This is a genomic window from Pseudomonas sp. FW305-3-2-15-C-LB1 (genome assembly GCF_058787615.1).
The window spans coordinates 1-13,955 of the sequence record NZ_JBYSZX010000002.1 but is presented as its reverse complement, the minus strand read 5'-3'; the positions used below and the strand labels follow the sequence as shown (position 1 = coordinate 13,955).

General features: G+C 62.5%; 12 protein-coding genes, 2 tRNA genes and 1 riboswitch. Of the genes, 7 read left to right on the top strand and 7 right to left on the bottom strand.

Annotated features, from left to right (window positions below):
- Positions 1-82: 82 nt before the first annotated feature.
- The 4 genes from AC3WP7_RS03950 to AC3WP7_RS03935 form a co-directional block, all read right to left on the bottom strand.
- Positions 83-847, bottom strand: a complete 765-nt coding sequence (locus AC3WP7_RS03950; protein WP_092250301.1) for an ABC transporter ATP-binding protein — start codon at positions 845-847, stop codon at positions 83-85.
- Positions 844-1,848, bottom strand: coding sequence for a FecCD family ABC transporter permease (locus AC3WP7_RS03945; RefSeq protein ID WP_092250303.1), 1,005 nt, complete (start codon positions 1,846-1,848; stop codon positions 844-846). Before AC3WP7_RS03945 ends, AC3WP7_RS03950 begins: the two co-directional genes overlap by 4 nt.
- Positions 1,845-2,855 carry an ABC transporter substrate-binding protein gene (locus AC3WP7_RS03940; protein WP_092250306.1) on the bottom strand — a complete coding sequence of 337 codons (1,011 nt, stop codon included), beginning with the start codon at positions 2,853-2,855 and terminating at the stop codon, positions 1,845-1,847. Before AC3WP7_RS03940 ends, AC3WP7_RS03945 begins: the two co-directional genes overlap by 4 nt.
- A gap of 102 nt (positions 2,856-2,957) precedes the next feature.
- Positions 2,958-3,152: riboswitch (cobalamin riboswitch) on the bottom strand.
- 36 nt (positions 3,153-3,188) lie between these two features.
- Positions 3,189-4,115, bottom strand: coding sequence for a DNA/RNA non-specific endonuclease (locus tag AC3WP7_RS03935; RefSeq protein ID WP_102593015.1), 927 nt, complete (start codon positions 4,113-4,115; stop codon positions 3,189-3,191).
- Positions 4,116-4,245: 130 nt separating this feature from the next.
- Here AC3WP7_RS03935 and AC3WP7_RS03930 point away from each other — a divergent pair, with 130 nt between their 5' ends.
- Positions 4,246-5,307 (top strand): M4 family metallopeptidase, encoded by a 1,062-nt coding sequence (locus AC3WP7_RS03930; RefSeq protein WP_071490120.1) that lies wholly within the window; start codon positions 4,246-4,248, stop codon positions 5,305-5,307.
- Positions 5,308-5,321: 14 nt separating this feature from the next.
- Positions 5,322-5,627 carry a protealysin inhibitor emfourin gene (locus tag AC3WP7_RS03925; RefSeq protein ID WP_071490119.1) on the top strand — a complete coding sequence of 102 codons (306 nt, stop codon included), beginning with the start codon at positions 5,322-5,324 and terminating at the stop codon, positions 5,625-5,627.
- A gap of 56 nt (positions 5,628-5,683) precedes the next feature.
- Here the strand turns inward: AC3WP7_RS03925 and AC3WP7_RS03920 are convergent, their stop codons facing one another.
- The gene (locus AC3WP7_RS03920; protein ID WP_093513102.1) at positions 5,684-7,066 is read right to left on the bottom strand and encodes an aldehyde dehydrogenase family protein; all 1,383 of its coding nucleotides are present in this window, start codon (positions 7,064-7,066) and stop codon (positions 5,684-5,686) included.
- A gap of 103 nt (positions 7,067-7,169) precedes the next feature.
- Here AC3WP7_RS03920 and ptrR point away from each other — a divergent pair, with 103 nt between their 5' ends.
- On the top strand, positions 7,170-8,042 hold the full coding sequence (gene ptrR / locus AC3WP7_RS03915) for a putrescine utilization regulator PtrR (RefSeq protein ID WP_092250317.1): 873 nt from the start codon (positions 7,170-7,172) through the stop codon (positions 8,040-8,042).
- 13 nt (positions 8,043-8,055) lie between these two features.
- Here the strand turns inward: ptrR and AC3WP7_RS03910 are convergent, their stop codons facing one another.
- A complete protein-coding gene (locus tag AC3WP7_RS03910) occupies positions 8,056-8,265 on the bottom strand; it encodes a hypothetical protein (protein ID WP_093124704.1) in 210 nt (69 codons plus the stop codon).
- Between the two features lie 100 nt (positions 8,266-8,365).
- A complete protein-coding gene (locus AC3WP7_RS03905) occupies positions 8,366-9,562 on the bottom strand; it encodes an amino acid aminotransferase (RefSeq protein WP_102593014.1) in 1,197 nt (398 codons plus the stop codon).
- Positions 9,563-9,905: 343 nt separating this feature from the next.
- Here AC3WP7_RS03905 and uvrB point away from each other — a divergent pair, with 343 nt between their 5' ends.
- The 4 genes from uvrB to AC3WP7_RS03885 all read left to right on the top strand — a co-directional run bounded on the left by uvrB (position 9,906) and on the right by AC3WP7_RS03885 (position 13,955).
- Positions 9,906-11,921, top strand: a complete 2,016-nt coding sequence (gene uvrB / locus AC3WP7_RS03900) for an excinuclease ABC subunit UvrB (protein ID WP_071490114.1) — start codon at positions 9,906-9,908, stop codon at positions 11,919-11,921.
- Positions 11,922-12,096: 175 nt separating this feature from the next.
- Entirely contained in the window at positions 12,097-13,578 is a 1,482-nt protein-coding gene (gltX, locus tag AC3WP7_RS03895; protein WP_058427800.1) for a glutamate--tRNA ligase, read from the top strand.
- Positions 13,579-13,725: 147 nt separating this feature from the next.
- Positions 13,726-13,801 (top strand) — tRNA-Ala (locus AC3WP7_RS03890).
- Positions 13,802-13,879: 78 nt separating this feature from the next.
- Positions 13,880-13,955 (top strand) — tRNA-Glu (locus AC3WP7_RS03885).

Here is a 13,955-nt window from a genome sequence, read left to right as displayed (position 1 = left end):
GGAATGCAGCGGCCTTATTGGGGCTGCTTCGCAGTCCAACGCGGGGCAAGCCCGTTCGCCACGATAAACCGCTATTCCAGTATCAAGCGGAACGCAGCCGCAGGATCTGCGCCCCATCAAACGGGTCCGTCAGGTAATGCGCCTGCACGCCGAATGTCTCGTGCAACCGCTGCGGCGTCAGCACTTGCAGCGGTTTGCCCAGCGCCACCAACCGCCCGCGATCCAACACTGCCAGGCGGTCACAGGTCAGTGCCTGGTTAAGGTCATGCAGCGCAATCAAGGTCGTCACGGGCAGCGCCTGCACACCCTTCAAGATCGCCAGCTGATGCTGGATATCCAGGTGATTGGTCGGCTCATCCAGCAACAGAATCTGCGGCCGTTGCGCCAATGCGCGGGCGATGTGCACGCGCTGGCGTTCCCCGCCCGAGAGGCTGCGCCAGGCACGGTGGCTCAGGTGGGTGGCGTCGACGTCGCGCAGGGCCTGGCGCACGATCGCATCGTCATCCAAGGACCACGGGCTCAGCGCCGACAGCCACGGCGTACGGCCCAGCGCCACGGCGTCGAATACGCGGATGGCGTCGTCGGTGTCGGCCTGTTGCTCCACCACGGCCAGTTGCTGCGCGATGGCGCGGCGGGACAGCGTGCCCAGGCGCTGGCCGCCCAGCAGCACGTCGCCGGACGCCGGTGCACGTAGCCCGGCCAACAGCTTGAGCAAGGTGGATTTGCCGGAGCCATTCGGGCCGACGATGCCGAGGGTTTCGCCCAATTGCACGTCCAGATGAATATCACGCAGCAACTCGGCCTCGCGCACCTTGAAGCCCAACCCGCTGCAACTGAGGACGGTCATCGCGCATTCCTCCGGCCGATCAGGATCAGCGCAAACACCGGTGCACCGACCAGTGCGGTGACCACGCCGACCGGAATCACCTGGCCCTTGATCAGCGTGCGCGACAGCACATCCGCCGCAATCAGGAACAACGCGCCACCCAAGGCGCTGGCGGGCAACAGCCGCGAATGCCCGGTGCCAAGCAACAGGCGCACGGCATGGGGAATCACCAGCCCGACAAAGCCGATAGAGCCGACAATCGACACCATCACTGCCGTCACCAGCGCCGCGCAGCCCACCAGCACAAATTGCACGCGGCGCACCGGAATACCGAGTGACGCCGCCGAGTCGCTGCCAAAGGTAAACGCATCCAGCGCCCGGCGGTGCCACAGGCACACGGCCAGGCCGGCGACCGCCACCGGCACCGCCAGCCACACCGAGGGCCAACGCACGCCGCTTAGATTGCCGAGCAGCCAGAACAGGATGCCGCGCGCCTGTTCGGAGCTGGCCGACTTTGTGATCAGGAACGCGGTGAGCGCATTGAACAATTGCGAGCCGGCAATACCGGCGAGGATGATCTGGCCGGTGCCACTGACCGAACCGCTGGCCCGCGCCAACAGGATCACCAGGGCAAACGCCGCCATCGCGCCGATAAACGCGCCCGCCGACAACGACACCAAGCCGCCGCCCACACCCATCAACGCCACCAGCACCGCACCGGTCGAAGCGCCGGCGCTGATGCCCAGCAGGTAGGGATCGGCCAGCGGGTTGCGCAACAGCGATTGCAAAATCACCCCGCAGGTGGCCAGCCCGGCACCGCAGGCGGCGGCGACCAGGGCGCGGGTGAGGCGGTAGTTCCACACCACGCCTTCATCGATGGGGTCGAGCACGTAGCCGGCGCCCCACAGTTTGTTGGCGAGTACCTGGAGCACCACCTGTGGCGAGATGGCGGTTTCACCAATGGCCACGCCGGCGAGGACGGCAACCAGGAGCAGGGCCAGGGCGAGCAGGGTGCGCATCATTTTGGCAGGTCGTAGCCGTCGATGGCCGTGGCCAGTTGTTCAAGGCCGTCGAACATGCGGATGCTGGCCTGCAACGCCAGGGCGTCGAGGATGATGATGCGGTTGTTTTTCACCGCGTCCATGTTGCGCGTTACCGGGTCGCTGCGCAGGAAGGCGAGTTTCTTTTCATGGTCGTCGGCCGGGTAGCGGCGGCGGTCCATGCGCGCGATGACGAGGAAGGTCGGGTTGGCCTTGGCGATGGTTTCCCAACCCACGGCGGGCCACTCTTCATCGGACTGCACCACGTTGGAAAGGCCCAGGGTTTGCAGCATGAATTCGGGGATGCCTTTGTGGCCGGCCACGTATGGATCGCTGGCCATCTCGGCACTGGAGAACCACACCAGCGCGCTGGCCTGCTTGAGGCCTTTGCCCTGCACGGTGGCGACGGATTTGGCCAGGCGCGCCTTGAGCTCGTCGTTCAGCTGCTGGCCGCGCTCCTGCACGTCGAAGATCTGCGCCAGTTGGCGGATGCTTTTATAGATGGTCTCGATGCGAAACGGCTCCAGCCGTGTGCCGTCGGCGCCCACCAGGTTGTCCTTGCCTTCGCAGTCGGAGGGCAGCAGGTAGGTGGGGATCTTCAGTTCATGGAACTGCTCGCGGGTACCGACCACGCCTTGCGCGCCGACCACCCATTCCAGCTCGGCGGCCACCAGTTGCGGGCGCTTGGCGATCACGGCTTCGAAGCTCGGTTCGTTGTTGGCCAGGCGCTCGATTTTATCGTTCTGTGCCTTGTACTGCGGCAACACACTGTTGAACCACAGCGAGGTGCCGACCACTTTATCGGCCACGCCCAGGGCATACAGCATCTCGGTGGCGGCCTGGCCGATGGTCACGCTGCGGGCGGGAGCTTGCGCAAAGGTGATCTGGCTGCCGCAGTTTTCCACCGTCAGCGGGTAGTGAGTGGGCGCGGCTTGGGCCAGGGCACAGAAGCCAACGCCTGTGAGCAGGGCGGTAACGCGTGGCAGCATGGGGCGATCTCCGAGTGAAGCGTACGTGCCATTCGGAAATTCACTCTCGGGCTCCGGGGGAGCGACAGGCAAGAATGTCCTTCCCGGACACCCCGCCGGTTAGTGATTGAGCTTGGGCCGGCAGGTCTCCTGACTGATGCGTCGTCGCCAGGCTCCAGCCTTCCCGGACGAGGTCCAGTGGCATCGAGGAGCAGGCTCGGCATCTACAGTTGCGGGGGCAGTTCCGGTTGGCGCGGGTGTACCGCGCCTCGGATTCCCTATTAGTCCCGTTTGGGAACCGGCGCGGTATGGTAGTTGATTAAGGCGGGGCGACATAGCCCACGGCGTGCCCGGTCAGAGACGAATGTCCTCGGGCCCCTGGATCAGCGCTTCGATGCGCGTGCCGGTGGCGCGTTCTTCGTTGCTGAAGCCGTCGTAGTCGGCCAGGTTGCCGAAGCGGATGCCGGTCAGGCGCTCGATCTGGATCACGCTGCGCTGGTAGGTGCGCAGCTGGCCGAACACTAGCTCCAATTGGCCCAGTTCGCGGCTCTGATCGATCATGTAGGCGCTGGCCGAAGGCTTGCCGTCATCGCTCAGGTAGGCGACCACCTTCCAGAACGCCTTGGGGATCTGCACGCCCCGGTAAATGCGGTCGTCGTCAGCGAACACCGGGCCGCTGAACACCGTGGCCCGGGCTTTCCAGCGTTGGGTGTTGTCGAGGATGTAGTCTTCGAGTTCCAGCCAGGTCTTCTGGTTGAACCCGCTCATCTGCGGCGAGCAGTTGGTGAAGTGGAAAGTGTCGAGGTTGGCGGTTTGCGCCACGTCGCCCCAATTGGGGTCCTGGCGGCGCACCAGGTGGCCGCGGTCCAGGCCATTGCCGGCGTAGAGCGCTTCGCCGACTTGGGCGTCGACCGGCAGGCGGCCATCGTAGGCCCAGGTGTCGTTGCTGCGGATGATGTCCACATGCTGGCCGCCGTCGATGTTGACGCCCACATACAGCGCGAGGCGCTTGGCGCGTGACATCGTTATGGAGAAGTGCGTGTAGTCCAGGCGCTTCTGGGCATCGCTCGCCAACGCTTCTTCCAGCGTGGGCCAGGGCACCCCGAAGCTGCCGAGAAAGTCCTCCGCGTAGCCACGCCGGTCCTTCAAGTCTTTGGCCGGCGTGACGCGGGGTGTCGCTGCGCGTGCCTCCAGCAGCGTGGGGCTCGGCGCGATCAATGGGCGCAGGTCGGCAAGCCGGGGGCGGTAGGCAAGGTCGATTTTGGCTTTACGTGCGGGCATCGGTCAGTCCTCCTTGGATAAACACGACTGCAACATAGATTAATGACAATTGATCATACGCACTAACCCCTGGGGGCTATCCTCAAACGGTCATCCGGACGTTCAGCACACGCCAACAAGGAGCCAGCCCATGTGTGATCGCCATTACCGTAACCCGATTTTCTGCCTGATCCCGCCCTATATGCTCGACCAGATCGCGCGTAACGGTGACAAAGCGCAACGGGATGTCGCGCTGCGTACCCGCGCCAAGGACAGCACCTTCCGCTCGCTGCGCATGGTCGCGGTGCCCGCCAAGGGCCCGGCGCACCTGGCGCTGGCCATGGGCGCCGACAAACGACGCTCGATCTACAGCGCCGAGGGCAGCGACAGCCTGCCGGGCAAACTCATCCGTGGCGAAGGCCAGCCCGTCAGTGGCGACGCGGCGGTGGACGAGGCCTATGATGGGCTGGGTGCCACCTTCGACTTTTTCGATCAGGTCTTTGACCGCAACTCCATCGACGATGCCGGCATGGCCCTGGACGCTACCGTGCACTTTGGCCAGAACTACAACAATGCGTTCTGGAACTCGACCCAGATGGTGTTCGGGGATGGGGACGGCGAGCTGTTCAACCGCTTCACGGTCGCCCTCGACGTGATTGGCCATGAGCTGGCCCACGGTGTGACCGAGGATGAGGCCAAGCTGATGTATTTCAATCAGTCCGGCGCGTTGAACGAGTCGCTGTCGGACGTGTTCGGTTCGTTGATCAAGCAATATTCGTTGAAACAAAAGGCCGAGGACGCCGATTGGCTGATCGGCAAAGGGTTGTTTACCAAGAAGATCAAAGGCACCGCGCTGCGCTCGATGAAAGCCCCCGGCACCGCGTTTGACGACAAGCTGCTGGGCAAGGACCCTCAGCCCGGGCACATGGATGATTTTGTGCAGACCTACGAGGACAATGGCGGGGTGCATATCAATTCCGGTATTCCCAACCATGCGTTTTACCAGGTGGCGACGAAAATCGGCGGGTTTGCCTGGGAACGTGCCGGGCGCATCTGGTACGACGCGTTGCGTGATGCGCGGTTGCGGCCGAACTCAGGGTTTTTGCGCTTTGCACGCATTACCTACGATGTTGCCGGTCGCCTCTACGGCGCGAACAAGGATGAGCAGAAGGCGGTCAAGGAGGGCTGGAAGGCGGTCGGTATTTCAGTCTGACGTGAGGAGCAACCATGCAAATTTCGCTGAAGGAAAACGGCGGGCCTGCTTTTTTTCCGGGCCTGGCCAAGCCGCGTACGGTTGAGCTGGACAGCCTGCCCGAGCAGGACCAGCAGGAGTTGCGGCAGTTGGTCGAGGCGTGCGACTTCTTTCAACTGCCGCAAAGCAGTGAACCCGCGCCCGGTAACCCGGGCCAGGTGCATTACACCCTGACGGTGAAGGAGGACCAGCGCGAACACACGGTCTGTGTGCTCGCGCCAGTGAAGTCGCAGGCGCTGGAGGGGTTGGTGCAGTGTGTGCGGCGGCATATTCGTGCATAAACAATTTCAGGCCACCGCATGCCTGTGGTGAGCCACAGGTCAGGCGCTGCTCTGATTTATGTGCGATCCAGCCACACGGTCTGCGCGTTGCAGAACTCGCGGACACCGAAGTGAGACAACTCGCGGCCGAACCCGCTTTTCTTGATCCCGCCAAACGCCACCCGAGGGTCGGAGACGCTGAAGGCATTGACGAAGATGCCGCCGGTTTCCAGCTGATTGGCGATGTCCCGCGCCTTCGCCGGGTCGCTGGTGAAGATGCTCGCGGTAAGGCCGAACTCGCTGTCATTCGCCAGGGCCACGGCGTGGTCGGCGTCGCGGGCGGTGATGATCGAGGCCACGGGGCCGAACAGTTCCTGTTTGAACGAGGTCATCTGGTCGGTGACGTTGGCCAGTACGGTCGGCGCATAGTAATTGCCGGCGCCGGGTATTTTATGGCCGCCCAGCAGCAGGGTGGCACCTTCTTCCAGAGTCGCCTGGACCTGGCCATGCAGCTCGTCGCGCAGGTCGAAGCGGGCCATCGGGCCGATGTAGGTGGCGGCTGAAGTCGGGTCGCCCATCACCAGGGCGCGGCTGGCTTCGAGGAATCTGGCGGTGAAGGCTTGCACCACACCTTTTTCGATGATCAGGCGCTTGGCGGCGGCGCAGACCTGGCCGCTGTTCTGGAAGCGGCCGATCAGGGCGGCTTGTACGGCGGCATCGAGGTCGGCGTCGTTGAGCACGATGAACGGGTCGGAGCCGCCCAGTTCCAGCACGCATTTTTTCAATGCGGCACCGGCCTGGGAGCCGATGGCGATACCGGCGCGCACGCTGCCGGTGAGGGTGACGGCGGCGATGCGTGGGTCGGCGATGGCTTGGGAGACGCCGTCGTTGGTCACGTTGACCACTTCAAACAGGCCTTTGGCAAAACCGGCGGTGTGGAACGCCTGCTGGATCAGGTAAGCGCTGCCCATCACGTTGGGTGCGTGTTTGAGCACGTAGGTGTTGCCGGCCAGCATGGTCGGCACGGCGCCGCGCAGCACTTGCCACACCGGGAAGTTCCACGGCATCACCGCGAAGATCGGACCCAGTGGGCGGTATTCGATCTGGGCGCTGCCGTTGTCCACCTGCGTCGGTTCCGGGGCGAGCATGGTCGGGCCGTGGGCGGCATACCACTCGCTGAGCTGCGCGCATTTTTCGATTTCGGCACGGGCCTGGGCGATGGGTTTGCCCATTTCCAGGGTGATCATCTGCGCCATATCTTCGGCTTGTTCGCGCAGGGCGCTGGCCAGGCTCAGCAGCAACTCGGCGCGCTGGCTGACCGGCTGGCGGCGCCAGGTGCGGAAGGCGAGGGTGGCGCGCTCGAGGGCGGCGTCCAGTTGCTGCGCGGTTTCATACGGGTAGCTGCCGACCGTTTCGCCGTTGGCCGGGTTGATCGAGAGGGCGTGGGTAGTCGCGTTCATGGCACCGTCCTGCTGAATGATGAGGTTGGGTTCAGCCTACGGGGGTATATCTTTTCTGGAAACTGAATAATATTAAGCAATACATTCACGATTGGAGAATGATTTGGACCTGGTGCAACTGGAAATCTTCAAGGCCGTTGCCGAACAAGGCAGCATCAGCGCCGCCGCGCAGTTGATTCACCGCGTGCCGTCGAACCTGACTACGCGCATCAAGCAACTGGAGCAAGACCTGGGCGTGGAATTGTTTATCCGCGAGAAAAGCCGTTTGCGTCTATCGCCGGCGGGCTGGAATTTCCTCGGCTATGCGCGGCGCATCCTCGACCTGGTGCAGGAGGCCCGTGCGACAGTGGCGGGGGAGGAGCCCCAGGGTGCGTTTGCCCTCGGTTCGCTGGAGAGCACGGCGGCGGTGCGTATCCCGGCGTTGCTCGCGGCGTACAACCAGAAACACACCAAGGTCGAGCTGGACCTGAGCACCGGGCCGTCGGGCACGATGATCGAAGGCGTGTTGTCGGGGCGGTTGGCGGCGGCGTTTGTCGACGGGCCGGTGCTGCATGCCACCTTGGAAGGCGTGGCGGTATTCGAGGAAGAGATGGTAGTGATCGCGCCGCTGCAACACGCGCCGATCACCCGGGGGCAGGATGTGAATGGCGAGAACATCTACACCTTCCGCTCCAACTGCTCGTATCGGCACCACTTTGAGCGCTGGTTTTCACAGGATGGCGCGGTGCCGGGCAAGATCTTCGAGATTGAGTCGTACCACGGCATGCTCGCCTGCGTCAGTGCCGGCGCCGGGCTGGCGCTGATGCCGCGCAGCATGCTGGAGAGCATGCCGGGGTCGGCGGCGGTGAGCGTGTGGCCGCTGACGGATAACTTCCGGATTTTGAATACCTGGCTGATCTGGCGGCGCGGGACGGTGTCGCAGAGCCTCAACAGCTTTGTAAAGCTGTTGGAGGAACGCGATCTGGTTGCTTCCTAGATTGTGATGGGTATCAGCCGCCGAATTGCAGGGTGCCCATGGCCAGTTTTGCCATGACTGCAGTTGCGCCCAACTGCACCAGCCACAGTGCCAGGCCGCCAAGGAATACACCGAGCGCCACTTGCAGTACCAGGCTCTTCTGGCGCTTTGCTTGCGGTGCACGCGGGGGGAAGTGGTCCAGCTCGTCGCGGTCGGCACGCAGGTCCAGGTCGTCGTTTCTCATAAGGTACTCACAGCAAAGGGGCGGTCGAGGTTCAGTCTAGGGGCTGGAGACGAAAAAGGGGAAGCCATCGGCTTCCCCTTCTGGTGCAACGGCTACAGGTTTACAGCACCTGAACGATTGCCTTTGTGACTGTATCAATGTTCGACTGGTTCAACGCCGCCACACAGATACGCCCGGTATCCAGTGCGTAGATGCCGAATTCGCTGCGCAGGCGGGTAACTTGCTCAACGGTCAGGCCGGAGTAGGAGAACATCCCGCGCTGGCGGCCGACGAAGCTGAAGTCGTGCTCCGGAGCAGCCTTGGCCAGGGTGGCGACCATTTGCTCACGCATGCCACGGATGCGCAGGCGCATTTCAGCCAGTTCGGCTTCCCACTGGGCGCGCAGCTCAGGGCTGTTCAGCACTGCTGCCACGATGGCCGCGCCGTGGGTTGGCGGGTTGGAGTAGTTGGTGCGGATCACACGCTTGACCTGGGACAGGATGCGCGCGCTTTCTTCCTTGGACTCGCCGACGATGGACAGTGCGCCCACACGTTCGCCGTACAGGGAGAACGACTTGGAGAACGAGCTGGACACAAAGAAGGTCAGGCCCGATTCAGCGAACAGGCGCACAGCGGCGGCGTCTTCGTGGATGCCGTCGCCAAAGCCCTGGTAGGCCATGTCGAGGAACGGCACCAGGTTCTTGGCCTTGACCACGTCCAGCACGTTCTGCCAGTCGGCCGGGCTCAGGTCGACGCCGGTCGGGTTGTGGCAGCAGGCGTGCAGCACCACGATGGATTGCGGCGGCAGGGCGTTGAGGTCTTCGAGCAGGCCGGCGCGGTTCACGTCATGGGTGGCGGCGTCGTAGTAGCGGTAGTTCTGCACCGGGAAGCCGGCGGTTTCGAACAGCGCGCGGTGGTTTTCCCAGCTCGGGTCGCTGATGGCGACGACGGCGTTAGGCAGCAGTTGCTTGAGGAAGTCAGCCCCCAGCTTCAGCGCGCCAGTGCCGCCGACCGCTTGTACGGTGGTGACGCGACCAGCGCTGAGCAGTGGCGATTCAGCGCCGAACAGCAGGGTTTGCACAGCCTTATCGTAGGCTGCGATGCCATCGATCGGCAGGTAGCCACGGGCGGCGTGTTGCGCCACGCGAATGGCTTCCGCTTCGGCAACGGCACGCAAGAGTGGAATCTTCCCCTCCTCGTTGCAGTAAACGCCCACGCCAAGGTTGACCTTGGTGGTTCGTGTATCGGCGTTGAATGCTTCGTTGAGGCCCAGGATAGGGTCGCGTGGTGCCATTTCGACAGCGGAGAACAGGCTCATTTTTGCGGCAGCTCTATGGGGGGTAGGAGGGACGTGTCGCGCTCCAGCCGAATGCACTAGAGCGGTGCACAAACGGGGAGCTAGTATAGAGGCCATCACCGTCGAGGGCGACAGCCGAAATGGCTTTTCGGCCAAGTTTTTCGGTTTATTTGCTGACCGTTAGTCTTATTGCAACATTGATCCGGCACGGCACGTAGGACGATGGTCTTGAAACCCGTCACATTCGGCACCACTTCTACAGCTATCATGGTTTTTTCCTGCAACCTGCGATGATCATTCGCGGGTTGCCCAGCTATTTCGTCCCTGGCGGTTTCGAGTCTGGGGTGACTTCACGAGGTACGTTATGTCGGATTTCCAACTCGTCACCCGTTTTGAACCCGCTGGCGATCAGCCGGAAGCCATTCGCCAGATGGTCGAAGGCATCGAGGCCGGCCTGGCTCACCAGACGCTGCTCGGGGTGACCGGTTCGGGCAAGACCTTCAGCATCGCCAACGTGATCGCGCAGATCAATCGTCCTACCCTGGTGCTGGCGCCAAACAAGACCCTGGCCGCGCAGCTCTATGGTGAGTTCAAGGCGTTCTTCCCGAACAACGCGGTGGAGTACTTCGTTTCCTACTACGACTACTACCAGCCCGAAGCCTACGTGCCGTCCTCCGATACCTTTATCGAGAAGGATGCGTCGATCAACGACCACATCGAGCAGATGCGATTGTCGGCGACCAAGGCGCTGCTGGAGCGCAAGGACGCGATCATCGTCACCACGGTGTCGTGCATCTACGGCTTGGGCAGCCCGGAAACCTATTTGAAGATGGTGCTGCACGTCGACCGCGGCGACAAACTCGACCAGCGCGAACTGTTGCGTCGCCTGGCCAGCCTGCAATACACGCGCAACGACATGGACTTTGCCCGCGCCACCTTCCGGGTGCGCGGCGATGTGATCGACATCTACCCGGCCGAATCCGACCTGGAAGCGATCCGCATCGAGCTGTTCGACGATGAGGTCGAGAGCCTGTCGGCCTTCGACCCGTTGACCGGCGAGGTGATCCGCAAGCTGCCGCGCTTCACGTTCTATCCGAAAAGCCACTACGTGACCCCGCGTGAAACCCTGATGGGCGCTATCGAAGGCATCAAGACCGAGTTGGCCGAGCGCCTGGAGTACCTGCGTTCCAACAACAAGCTGGTGGAAGCCCAGCGCCTGGAACAGCGCACCCGTTTCGACCTGGAGATGATCCTGGAGCTGGGCTACTGCAACGGCATCGAAAACTACTCGCGCTACCTGTCGGGGCGCGAGTCCGGGGCGCCGCCGCCGACGCTCTACGATTACCTGCCGCCGGATGCATTGCTGGTGATCGACGAATCCCACGTCAGCGTGCCGCAGGTCGGCGCGATGTATAAGGGCGACCGGTCGCGTAAGGAAACCTTGGTGGAATACGGTTTCCGCCTGCCGTCGGCGCTGGATAACCGGCCGATGCGCTTTGATGAGTGGGAAGCCATCAGCCCGCAGACTATTTTTGTGTCCGCCACGCCGGGCAACTATGAGGCCGAGCATGCCGGCCGTGTGATCGAGCAATTGGTGCGGCCGACCGGCCTGGTCGATCCGGAAATCGAAATCCGCCCGGCGTTGACCCAGGTCGACGACTTGCTGTCGGAAATCACCAAGCGCGTGGCCCTGGATGAGCGGGTGCTGGTCACCACGCTGACCAAGCGCATGTCCGAAGACTTGACCGACTACCTGGCCGACCACGGCGTGCGCGTGCGCTACCTGCACTCGGACATCGACACCGTGGAACGCGTGGAAATCATCCGCGACCTGCGCCTGGGCACCTTCGATGTGCTGGTGGGGATCAACCTGCTGCGCGAAGGCCTGGACATGCCGGAAGTGTCGCTGGTGGCGATCCTCGATGCGGACAAGGAGGGCTTCCTGCGTTCGGAGCGCTCGCTGATCCAGACCATCGGCCGTGCCGCGCGTAACCTCAATGGCCGGGCGATCCTGTACGCGGACCGCATCACCGGTTCCATGGAGCGGGCGATTGGCGAGACCCAGCGCCGTCGCGACAAGCAGATCGCGTTCAACCTGGAAAATGGCATCACGCCCAAGGGCGTGTTCAAGGACGTCGCCGACATCATGGAAGGCGCCACCGTGCCAGGCTCGCGCAGCAAGAAGCGCAAGGGCATGGCCAAGGCTGCCGAGGAGAGCGCCAAGTACGAGAACGAACTGCGCTCGCCGAGTGAGATCACCAAGCGGATTCGGCAACTGGAAGAGAAGATGTACCAGTTGGCGCGTGACCTGGAGTTCGAGGCGGCGGCGCAGACGCGGGATGAGATTGGCAAGTTGCGCGAGCGCTTGCTGGCCGTTTGATTGGTGGTGGTTTCATCGGGGGCAAGCCCCCTCCCACATTTGACGGTGTTCACATATCGACTGTGGGAGGGGGCTTGCCCCGATAGCCGCGCCTCGGTTTTCCAGAAATCCCCCAGGCTGTTACCATTCGCCCCTTGTTTCAATTTTCAGTTTTATCGCCCATTCGAGACCTGCCATGACCACCGTCCGCACGCGCATCGCGCCATCGCCTACTGGGGATCCCCACGTCGGTACTGCTTACATCGCCTTGTTCAACTACTGCTTTGCCAAGCAGCACGGCGGTGAATTCATCCTGCGGATCGAAGACACCGACCAACTGCGCTCCACCCGTGAGTCGGAACAGCAGATTTTCGATGCCTTGCGCTGGCTGGGCATTACCTGGGCGGAAGGTCCGGACGTTGGCGGACCGCATGGCCCGTATCGCCAGAGCGAGCGTAGCGATATCTACAAGCAGTACACCCAGCAACTGGTCGACATGGGCCATGCGTTCCCGTGCTTCTGCACCGCAGAAGAACTGGACCAGATGCGCGCCGAGCAACAGGCCCGCGGCGAAACCCCGCGCTACGATGGCCGCGCGCTGCTGCTGTCGAAAGAAGAAGTGGCCCGTCGCCTGGCCGCTGGCGAGCCTCACGTGATCCGCATGAAGGTGCCGAGCGAAGGCGTGTGCGTGGTGCCGGACATGCTGCGCGGTGACGTCGAGATCCCGTGGGACCGCATGGACATGCAGGTGCTGATGAAGACCGACGGCCTGCCGACGTACTTCCTGGCCAACGTGGTCGATGACCACCTGATGGGCATCACCCACGTATTGCGCGGCGAAGAATGGCTGCCGTCGGCGCCGAAGCTGATCCTGCTGTACGAGTACTTCGGCTGGGAACAACCGCAGCTGTGCTACATGCCGCTGTTGCGTAATCCGGACAAGAGCAAGCTGTCCAAGCGCAAGAACCCGACCTCGGTGACCTTCTACGAGCGCATGGGCTTCATGCCGGAAGCGATGCTCAACTACCTGGGCCGCATGGGCTGGTCGATGCCGGACGAGCGCGAGAAGTTCTCGCTGCAGGAAATGGTCGATAATTTCGACCTGTCCCGCGTGTCACTGGGCGGGCCGATCTTCGACATCGAGAAGCTGTCGTGGCTCAACGGCCAATGGCTGCGTGATCTGCCGGTGGAAGAGTTCGCCAGCCGTGTGCAGCAGTGGGCGTTGAACCCCGAGTACATGATGAAGATCGCGCCGCTGGTGCAGGGCAGGGTGGAGACGTTCAGCCAGGTCGCACCGTTGGCCAGCTTCTTCTTTGCCGGGGGCGTGAACCCGGATGCCAAGCTGTTTGAATCCAAGAAACTCTCGGGCGACCAGGTTCGCCAACTGATGCAGTTGATCCTGTGGAAGCTCGAAAGCCTGCGCCAGTGGGAGAAGGATGCGATCACCGCGACGATCCAGGCGGTGGTGGAATCCCTGGAATTGAAATTGCGTGATGCCATGCCGCTGATGTTTGCCGCGATCACCGGGCAGGCCAGTTCGGTGTCGGTGCTTGATGCGATGGAAATCCTCGGCCCGGACCTGACCCGCTTCCGCCTGCGCCAAGCCCTTGATTTGCTTGGTGGTGTATCGAAGAAAGAAAACAAAGAGTGGGAAAAGTTGCTGGGCGCTATCGCTTAAGCACGCGGTTGAAACGGCGAAACCCCGGTTTTCCGGGGTTTCGCTGGTAAGTGATTGTTATCCCGGCAAAAAATTTTGGAAATTGTTGAAAATAAATTTGACACGTTTCCAAACCGCCATTAAGATTCGCCCCGTCCTCACCGATGAGGGGCTATAGCTCAGCTGGGAGAGCGCTTGCATGGCATGCAAGAGGTCAACGGTTCGATCCCGTTTAGCTCCACCAATTTACAGGTTCAAGGTCTGGCCACACCGTCCTTGAATCGATCAGTTCTAAGCGCTGATCAGATGTACAGAAGGTTTTGTCCCCTTCGTCTAGTGGCCTAGGACACCGCCCTTTCACGGCGGTAACAGGGGTTCGAGTCCCCTAGGGGACGCCA

Bases quoted from the DNA above. Each gene is read 5' to 3' on its own strand.
- AC3WP7_RS03935 (WP_102593015.1), bottom strand. From the start codon at position 4,115: ATGCCCGCACGTAAAGCCAAAATCGACCTTGCCTACCGCCCCCGGCTT.
- AC3WP7_RS03910 (WP_093124704.1), bottom strand. From the start codon at position 8,265: ATGAGAAACGACGACCTGGACCTGCGTGCCGACCGCGACGAGCTGGAC.
- gltX (WP_058427800.1), top strand. From the start codon at position 12,097: ATGACCACCGTCCGCACGCGCATCGCGCCATCGCCTACTGGGGATCCC.
- AC3WP7_RS03950 (WP_092250301.1), bottom strand. From the start codon at position 847: ATGACCGTCCTCAGTTGCAGCGGGTTGGGCTTCAAGGTGCGCGAGGCC.
- AC3WP7_RS03925 (WP_071490119.1), top strand. From the start codon at position 5,322: ATGCAAATTTCGCTGAAGGAAAACGGCGGGCCTGCTTTTTTTCCGGGC.
- AC3WP7_RS03920 (WP_093513102.1), bottom strand. From the start codon at position 7,066: ATGAACGCGACTACCCACGCCCTCTCGATCAACCCGGCCAACGGCGAA.
- AC3WP7_RS03945 (WP_092250303.1), bottom strand. From the start codon at position 1,848: ATGATGCGCACCCTGCTCGCCCTGGCCCTGCTCCTGGTTGCCGTCCTC.
- AC3WP7_RS03905 (WP_102593014.1), bottom strand. From the start codon at position 9,562: ATGAGCCTGTTCTCCGCTGTCGAAATGGCACCACGCGACCCTATCCTG.
- AC3WP7_RS03930 (WP_071490120.1), top strand. From the start codon at position 4,246: ATGTGTGATCGCCATTACCGTAACCCGATTTTCTGCCTGATCCCGCCC.
- AC3WP7_RS03940 (WP_092250306.1), bottom strand. From the start codon at position 2,855: ATGCTGCCACGCGTTACCGCCCTGCTCACAGGCGTTGGCTTCTGTGCC.
- uvrB (WP_071490114.1), top strand. From the start codon at position 9,906: ATGTCGGATTTCCAACTCGTCACCCGTTTTGAACCCGCTGGCGATCAG.